Origin of the sequence: uncultured Kluyvera sp., from assembly GCF_902485085.1 — a bacterium.
GTDB lineage: Bacteria > Pseudomonadota > Gammaproteobacteria > Enterobacterales > Enterobacteriaceae > Kluyvera > Kluyvera ascorbata.
The window spans coordinates 24,926-32,311 of the sequence record NZ_CABTJS010000078.1 but is presented as its reverse complement, the minus strand read 5'-3'; the positions used below and the strand labels follow the sequence as shown (position 1 = coordinate 32,311).

At 54.5% G+C, this 7,386-nt stretch carries 6 protein-coding genes; 4 read left to right on the top strand and 2 right to left on the bottom strand.

Annotated elements, in window-relative coordinates:
* Nucleotides 1-173: 173 nt before the first annotated feature.
* A complete protein-coding gene (gene nudE / locus RDN66_RS09240; RefSeq protein ID WP_123650864.1) occupies nucleotides 174-737 on the bottom strand; it encodes an ADP compounds hydrolase NudE in 564 nt (187 codons plus the stop codon).
* A gap of 303 nt (nucleotides 738-1,040) precedes the next feature.
* Here nudE and RDN66_RS09235 point away from each other — a divergent pair, with 303 nt between their 5' ends.
* From RDN66_RS09235 to hslO, 4 genes are all read left to right on the top strand, one after another.
* The gene (locus tag RDN66_RS09235; RefSeq protein WP_202217062.1) at nucleotides 1,041-3,188 is read left to right on the top strand and encodes an intracellular growth attenuator family protein; all 2,148 of its coding nucleotides are present in this window, start codon (nucleotides 1,041-1,043) and stop codon (nucleotides 3,186-3,188) included.
* Nucleotides 3,189-3,255: 67 nt separating this feature from the next.
* A complete protein-coding gene (yrfG, locus tag RDN66_RS09230; protein ID WP_308537796.1) occupies nucleotides 3,256-3,924 on the top strand; it encodes a GMP/IMP nucleotidase in 669 nt (222 codons plus the stop codon).
* A gap of 10 nt (nucleotides 3,925-3,934) precedes the next feature.
* The gene (hslR, locus tag RDN66_RS09225) at nucleotides 3,935-4,336 is read left to right on the top strand and encodes a ribosome-associated heat shock protein Hsp15 (RefSeq protein ID WP_123650866.1); all 402 of its coding nucleotides are present in this window, start codon (nucleotides 3,935-3,937) and stop codon (nucleotides 4,334-4,336) included.
* 23 nt (nucleotides 4,337-4,359) lie between these two features.
* Nucleotides 4,360-5,238: an Hsp33 family molecular chaperone HslO gene (hslO, locus tag RDN66_RS09220; RefSeq protein WP_035892111.1), complete on the top strand. Its 879-nt coding sequence runs from the start codon at nucleotides 4,360-4,362 to the stop codon at nucleotides 5,236-5,238.
* Nucleotides 5,239-5,322: 84 nt separating this feature from the next.
* Here hslO and RDN66_RS09215 read toward each other — a convergent pair whose 3' ends face one another.
* A complete protein-coding gene (locus RDN66_RS09215; RefSeq protein WP_308537795.1) occupies nucleotides 5,323-7,041 on the bottom strand; it encodes a DUF4153 domain-containing protein in 1,719 nt (572 codons plus the stop codon).
* Between the last annotated feature and the right edge of the window lie 345 nt (nucleotides 7,042-7,386).

Below are 7,386 nucleotides of genomic sequence, written 5' to 3'. Positions count from 1 at the left end.
GTCTCAGTCCAGGGCATAGCGAGTCTCCTCTTCTATGCCAGTTATAACTGTTACCCATGTATCCGGTCTAAAGTGTTACCTATGTTTCCGGTTTGTACCTTCGCTTGGCCGGGCTACAACACATTTTCCCCATCACTCGCGCACCGACTCCGGGATCCAGCGACCAAACTTATTTATGGCAATCTGCCCTGCTCTTTTAGCCACTCGCGCACCAGGAACAACGCGCTCACGTTACGCGCTTCATTAAAATCCGGCTCATCGAGCAGCGCCATCATGTTTGCCAGCGGCCAGCGAACCTGCGGCAATGGCTCTGGTTCGTCCCCTGGCAGCGATTCCGGATAGAGATCTTCCGCCACAACGATGTTCATTTTGCTGGAGAAATAGGACGGTGCCATCCCCAGTTTCTTAAGGAACGTCATTTGACGTGCGCCAAAGCCCACCTCTTCTTTCAGCTCGCGATTCGCGGCTTCCATCACCGTTTCACCGGGGTCAATAAGCCCCTTCGAGAAACCGAGTTCATAAGATTCGGTGCCCACCGCATACTCGCGGATTAAAATCAGGTGGTCGTCGACAATAGCCACAATCATCACCGCTTCGCGTGAGGACGGTTTCATACGCTCATAAACGCGACGAACGCCATTGCTGAACTCTAGATCGACGCTTTCCACGTTAAAAAGGCGTGATTGCGCGACGGTTTCAACATGGAGAATAGTAGGTTTCTGTAATGATTTGCTCATTGGGCCGGGGTCTTTGCTGTAATGACTTTTATTATTGTGCGATAGCGATGAGGTTCCAGCAATGCATAAAGCTCTTTATTTACATTGTTGCAACCTTTTGCTTTTCATCTCTCATTTATGGATAAATGTCAAGAGGTTGAATTACAATTGGGAATTTACTGATACTCGCCAGCCGATGGGTTTGTTATGCTTACGTTTTGCGAGAGTCTATAGACTCATTTTATGAATGCGTAATACGTGCCAATGGTTTATACGAAAAGCAGGCAACGAAGAGACCTCTAAGATAAGTATGATGGGAAAAGCATGGGCACACTGATGATCTTTACCGTAGCGATACTGATCTGCGCCGTGCTGGCCGGTTGGCTTTTGCGTAAACGGACAAAACGTCTTCACCTGCCGTGGCTCCATCAGTTTCCGGGGGCAACCACCCGAAAACTGACCAATGAAGAGCGTCAGGGCATTGAAAACTACCTCGATTATCTTAATCAGGATCAGCGCGTGCCTGCGTCCGGCGCGACCATTGCCCCTGCGGTGCTGACACTCACACCGCAGAGCAACACCGTTTTTATGCTGACGCGCGCCATTACTCGCTACGGCATCACCACCGATGAACCCAACAAATGGCGCTACTTCCTCGACTCCGTGGAAGTGCATCTACCGCCGTTCTGGGAACAGCATATTACCGATGAGAACAGTATTGAGCTTATCGAGACCGATGATGTGCCGCTGGTTATTGGTCTGAACGGCCATTCGCTGAAGACCTATTCACCTGAAAATAAAAGCTTTGCGCTGGAGTCATCTTCATCGACGCAGGCTTCTATCCGTGGCGAAGAGAGCGAGCAAATCGAGCTGCTCAACATCCGCCAGGAAACCCATGAAGAACACGCGCTTAGTCGCCCTGACGGCCTGCGTGAAGCGCTGCTAATCGTCGCCGCCTTTGTGCTGTTTTACTGCGGGCTTATCGCCCCAGCGGTCTTTACGCCATGGATTTTCGCCAGCGCATTTCTGCTCCTGTGCGGCGGGCTCTGGGGGCTGTTTGCACCGCCGACGAAGTCGTCGCTGAGAGAGATCCACTGCCTGCGCGGTACGCCAAAACGCTGGGGATTGTTCGGTGAAAACGATCAGGAGCAGATCAACAACATCTCTCTTGGGATCATCGATTTAATCTACCCTCGCCACTGGCAGCCGTATGTCGCCCAGGACCTGGGGCAAAAAACAGATATCGATATCTACCTTGATAGACACGTCGTGCGCCAGGGACACTTCCTCTCTTTGCATGACGAGGTGAAAAACTTCCCGCTTCAGCACTGGTTACGCAGCGCCGTCATCGGCGGCGGCGCGCTGCTGATCGCTATCATGATGTGGGTCAGCGTACCGCTTAATATGCCACTCAAATTTACGCTCTCCTGGCTAAAAGGGGCGCAAACCATTGAGGCCAAAGACGTTCGCCAGCTAGAACAGGCCGGCGTTCGCGTGGGTGATACCCTCCACATCAGCGGAACCGGGATGTGTAATATCCACTCTCCAGGCACCTGGACCGCGCAGGAAAGCTCGCCATTCCTGCCATTCGACTGCTCGCAAATCCTCTGGAACGACGCCCCTCGCCTGCCGCTGCCGGAGTCTGAAACCGTCAATAAGGCGACCGCACTGGTTCAGGCCGTCAACCGTCAGCTGCATCCAACGGCGGACGATGATTCCCGCGTCAGCCCGGCTCTGCGCTCGGCGATTCAGAAATCGGGCATGGTGCTGCTGGATGACTTTGCCGATATCGTGCTGAAAACGAAAGATCTTTGCTCGGCGACCGACGACTGTGTACGTCTGAAAAATGCCCTGGTGAACCTGGGTAATACTCGTGACTGGGATGCGCTGGTTAAGCGCGCGAATTCCGGCAAACTGGACGGGGTAAACGTTCTGCTGCGTCCGGTCAGCGCCGAGTCACTGGATAACCTTGTCGACACCTCCACCGCGCCGTTTATCCTGCGTGAAACCGCACGCGCGGCACAGGCGCTCAATAGCCCAGCGCCGGGTGGTTTCCTGATAACCAGCGATGAAGGCAGCGATTTTGTCAGCCAGCCATACCCAAGCACGACGCTGTACGACTATCCTGCCAGTGAGCAGTGGAACGAGTTTCAGCGTCTGGCGGGCATGTTGATGCACACGCCATTCCATGCGGAAGGCATCGTGACCAATCTCTATACCGACGCCAACGGGACACAGCACATTAACCTGCACCGCATGCCGGACAGCAGCGGGCTGTGGCACTATCTGGCCACCACGTTGCTGATGCTGGCCATGATAGTCTGTGCGGTTTACAACGGCGTGCAGGCGCTGCGTCGCTATCATCGCCATCGTGAGCGACTGGCCGAGATTCAGAAATACTATGAGAGCTGCATTAACCCCGTGCTGCTTTCCGCCCCGGAAGAGTTCAAGTCTGACTTTCCGACAAAATAAGCCCACTGCGTAGTTCGCGACAGGTTATGTTAATCTGTCGCGCATTTCTTCCGTCTGGAGACTCACCATGCATTTTGATATCGCCTGGCGCGAGGTAGACACCGTTCTTCTGGACATGGATGGCACGCTGCTCGACCTCGCTTTTGATAACTATTTCTGGCAAAAACTGGTGCCAGAAACCTATGGCGCAAAGCTGGGTATCACGCCGCAGGCGGCACAGGAAGCCATTCGTCAGGAGTACCATGCGGTACAACATACGCTAAACTGGTACTGTCTGGATTACTGGAGCGAGCGTTTGAGCCTGGATATCCGTTCGATGACCAGCGAGCAGGGCCCGCGCGCCGTGCTGCGTGAAGACACCATCCCTTTTCTGAACGCGCTTAAAGCGAGCGGAAAGCGACGTATCCTGCTGACTAATGCGCATCCGCATAACCTGGCGGTTAAGCTGGAACACACCGGTCTTGGCGAGCACCTTGATTTATTACTTTCCACCAATACATTTGGTTATCCGAAAGAGGATCAGCGGTTATGGCGGGCAGTTGAGAAACATACGGGTCTGGATGCCGAGCGCACGTTATTTATCGACGATAGCGAGCCCATTCTGGATGCCGCCGCCCACTTTGGGATCCGCTATTGCCTCGGTGTGACCAACCCCGACTCCGGCCTTGCGGAAAAGCAGTACCTGCGTCATCCCGCGCTTAACGATTACCGTCGTCTGATCCCCTCACTTCAGTGAAGGAGCGACCATGAAAGAGAAGCCTACCGAAGGCGTCAGGCTAGATAAATGGCTCTGGGCGGCGCGTTTTTATAAAACGCGTGCCGTCGCCCGAGAGATGATTGAAGGCGGCAAAGTTCACTATAACGGGCAGCGCAGTAAGCCCAGCAAAGTGGTTGAACTGAACGCCCTGCTGACGCTTCGCCAGGGAAACGACGAGCGCACCGTGGTGGTGAAAGGCATCACGGAGCAGCGACGTCCGGCAACGGAGGCCGTCACGCTCTATGAAGAGACGGCGGAGAGTATCGAGAAGCGCGAAAAAGTCGCCCTGGCGCGCAAACTGAATGCGCTGACCATGCCGCACCCGGACAGACGTCCGGATAAAAAAGAGCGGCGCGACCTGATGAGATTTAAATACGGCGACAGTGAATAACTGCCACCCCAAGAGAGAAAATTATGACTCAACACGATCAATTACATCGCTATCTGTTTGAAAACTACGCCGTGCGTGGCGAACTGGTCACCGTATCCGAAACGCTCGAACAGATCCTGGCAGGCCATAACTATCCGCAGCCGGTAAAAAACGTGCTGTCCGAGCTGCTGGTCGCCACCAGCCTGCTGACCGCTACGCTGAAGTTTGAAGGTGATATCACCGTTCAACTACAGGGCGATGGCCCGATGACGCTGGCGGTGATCAACGGCAACAACCACCAGCAGCTGCGCGGCGTCGCGCGCGTGCAGGGTGATATCCCGGCAGATGCAGACCTGAAAACGCTTATCGGTAACGGTTATCTGGTGATTACCATCAGCCCGGCCGAAGGCGAGCGCTATCAGGGTGTCGTTGGTCTGGAAGGCGATACGCTGGCGGCCTGCCTGGAAGATTACTTCCAGCGTTCCGAACAGCTGCCAACGCGACTGATTATCCGTACCGGCGAATCCGACGGTAAACCAGCTGCTGGGGGTATGTTGCTGCAGGTGATGCCAGCGCAGAACGCACAGCCGGAAGATTTTGAGCACCTGGCGGCGCTGACCGACACCATCAAGGCCGAAGAGCTGTTCACGCTGCCGGCCAACGATGTGCTGTGGCGTCTGTACCACGAAGAAGAAGTTACCCTGTATGACCCGCAGGACGTGGAATTTAAGTGCACCTGTTCCCGCGAACGCTGCGCTGGCGCGCTGAAAACCCTGCCGGACGAGGAAATTAACAGCATCCTCGAAGAAGAAGGCGAAATTGATATGCATTGTGATTACTGCGGTAGCCACTATGTGTTCAATGCCATGGATATTGCAGAGATTCGCAATAACGCGGCACCGTCTGACCCGCAGGTTCATTAAGTTCTGAGCCTTCCCCGGTGCCACTTCGTTCAACCGGGCTACGAACGTTTGTAGCCCGGCCAAGCGCAGCGCCGCCGGGAAAAATCAGCGCCGATACTCCAGCACCACCGTCTCATCCCCCAGCGTAATATCTTTCCACGCCTTCGGTTTTGCCCCTAACGCTCCATCCTTCGCCGCCTGAAGCAGCTTCGACTTGTTCAAGCCGGACGGCAGCGACGCACTCGCCTTATATTCCCAGCCTTTCTCACCCTGAGCAAAGACCAACACGGTACGATCGCCAAAGGCATACAGCACCTGCTCCGCCTTCCCATCACCGTTCAGATCCTGACTCACCAGCACGCAGCTGCCAACCTCGCTGCACGACTCCACTCTGTAGCGTTGCTCAATCACCGCGGCCCATAGCGCATTATCTGGCGGCATGCTGCCCGGAAGGATCGTCACGTTTTTCGCCAGTGCTTCGGCGGTCAGTTTTATCGTCGGACTCAGATCGCCACTCAACAACCGCTTAAGCTGCTGCTGACGCTTCGCATCCTGGGTGAACGCTTTATCTTGCTGTAGCTCAAGCAGCGCCGCGCGCCCGGGCTTGCCGCTGTGCGACAGCATATACAGACTCACCTGGTCGGCATTGATTTTACCGCTATGGTAACGGCTCATATGACTATTCACGCTGATGCGCCAGCTATCCAGCACCGGGGTATAAAGCAAGAAAAGTAGCGCGAGCCCCAGTAATGAGACCGCCAGATTGACCCGCCCTAACTGAGGTGAAGGATCTTCACGACGGCGCAGCAGGCCAATCAGATAGCCAACCGACCAGACCAGCAGCACCGCCACCACCAGCACGCCGTGCAGGCGATCCGACGTCCAGCCATACTGCCCAATACGTACCCATAGCGCCCAACCGGCAATCAGCACGTAGACCGGCGTCAGCATCACTGCCGTCTGAATCAACAGCCGCAGCAGACGCGGATAGCCAAGACGCGTAGCATTGGGTTCCCAGACCATCGCGGTGAGCAACAACTGCACAAAAGCCAGCGCCGAGAGCAATGCCGCCGCAGAGAAGCGCTGGGAAATGGCCGTCACGCCCGCAAACGGCAGCGTCACCAGGAACAACAGCGCCAGCAGCGAGACCAACGGCAGCAGACCGGTAGCAATCAGCGCCAGCAGCTTGTGGATAGCGGTAATCAGTCGTTCATTCTGGCGTGCAAGGATAACCGTCAGTGCCGTCACCAATCCAATGCAGACAAAGACAAACCACCGCGTATCGAAGAACAACCGCGAGAAGAAGGTGATATTGGCCAGTTCAAACAGCCCGCTCCAGAGCAGCAAAACCAGCCAGACCAGGCCGTTGGCTACGCCAATCAGCAACAACGTCAGCACGTTTTGCCACTGCTGAGCATAAAAGTGCGCATATCGCGGGAGGCCCGTCGCAGACTGAATACGGTATTGCAGCCACGGCAGCGCCAGCAGTGCCATCAGCAGCAGACACCAGCTGTAGGTCCATAGCGCGTCATACTGCCGCCATTGGTCTTCCTCATTAAGGTTGAGCTTTAGCCAGCCGCCCATTCCCAGCACGACAACCAGTACCACCGCCAACCAACACCACAGCGCACGCTGTTTAAAAGAGACCACGGTGAACAGCAGCACAGAGGAAAATGCCAGGCTTCCCGGCAAAGCGTAAAACATCCAGCCGCTATCTTTTGGGATCAAATAGAGGGTCAGCAAATAGCACACGAGCCCTTGTACTATGCCGGTTAGCGCCATACCCCAGCGAGTTGGCGGTGAAAGAGGAGTCACAGCATCCATTTCGATATTCTCATCCCAGAAGTGAGGAAAAAGCGCGTTTTGCGCACCGATTAGAACGTTAAATGTAGATTTTGCTCAGCGTGGTGAATCGATTTTTTACCTGAAAGCATTACGTAATTTTCTTTCATAAATGCGATTAATTTCACATTTATGCTGTCCATTAAACCATTTTGTAACCATTTAAGAACATTCGTGCCAATTTTGGGGCTTTTCCTGTCATAATCCGAGTCGCTTCGTGACAGGAGTCACAATGTTTTCGTAAGTAAGACGTTTGTCGGGATACGTAAATCTATGAGCCTGGTCGCGGTCAACACCCCTAAAATACCCATAGAATTTATAGCAGTA